The 738-nt window shown below is 50.7% G+C and carries 5 tRNA genes and 1 rRNA gene; all 6 read right to left on the bottom strand.

Features of this window, described 5'->3' with window-relative positions:
- A tRNA-Gly gene (locus F9B85_RS14130) sits at positions 1–75 on the bottom strand.
- Between the two features lie 25 nt (positions 76–100).
- Positions 101–177, bottom strand: a tRNA-Pro gene (locus F9B85_RS14125).
- A 16-nt stretch (positions 178–193) separates the two neighbouring features.
- Positions 194–269, bottom strand: a tRNA-Glu gene (locus F9B85_RS14120).
- Positions 270–275: 6 nt separating this feature from the next.
- A tRNA-Met gene (locus tag F9B85_RS14115) sits at positions 276–351 on the bottom strand.
- Between the two features lie 6 nt (positions 352–357).
- Positions 358–433, bottom strand: a tRNA-Asn gene (locus F9B85_RS14110).
- A gap of 179 nt (positions 434–612) precedes the next feature.
- Positions 613–738 (bottom strand): 23S ribosomal RNA (locus tag F9B85_RS14105); the annotation flags it as partial.

Raw genomic sequence — 738 nt, 5'->3', positions numbered from 1 at the left:
TGGAGCGGAAGACGAGATTCGAACTCGCGACCCTCGCCTTGGCAAGGCGATGCTCTACCACTGAGCCACTTCCGCATTTTTTAATTGTTTCATATTTTGATGGTCGGAGCGACACGACTTGAACGTGCGACCTCTACCACCCCAAGGTAGCGCTCTACCAAGCTGAGCTACGCCCCGACAAAAGGGGGTATAATGGTGACCCGTAGGGGATTCGAACCCCTGTTACCGCCGTGAAAGGGCGGTGTCTTAGACCACTTGACCAACGGGCCTTAATTTGGTTGCGGGGACAGGACTTGAACCTGTGGCCTTCGGGTTATGAGCCCGACGAGCTACCAACTGCTCCACCCCGCGACATTATGGCTCCTCGAGTAGGACTCGAACCTACAACCTACCGGTTAACAGCCGGTTGCTCTACCGATTGAGCTATCGAGGAATAGCAAAAGGGTAGTCCTTCGCATTCTACTTATCATAAGAATGATAAGTGAATGACAAGGATGTTGATCCCTGAAAGCTACACAGAGAATAGTTAGACAGTTTCCTGTCAATTGTTTGGAAATTGTCTTGGGGTCTGACCCCCACACAATTCCTGCACAATATTGCGATGTAATAGAGTAGGTTAAGTCCTCGACCGATTCGTACTCGTCAACTACACGCCTCACAGCGCTTCCATCTCGAGCCGATCAACCAGGTCATCTTCCTGGGGTCTTACCTACTTACGTAGTGGGAAGTCTCATCTTT

The organism is Heliorestis acidaminivorans (assembly GCF_008933955.1).
GTDB lineage: Bacteria > Bacillota > Desulfitobacteriia > Heliobacteriales > Heliobacteriaceae > Heliorestis > Heliorestis acidaminivorans.
Note: the sequence above shows the minus strand (reverse complement) of the source record. Positions and strands in the feature narration are given on the sequence as shown.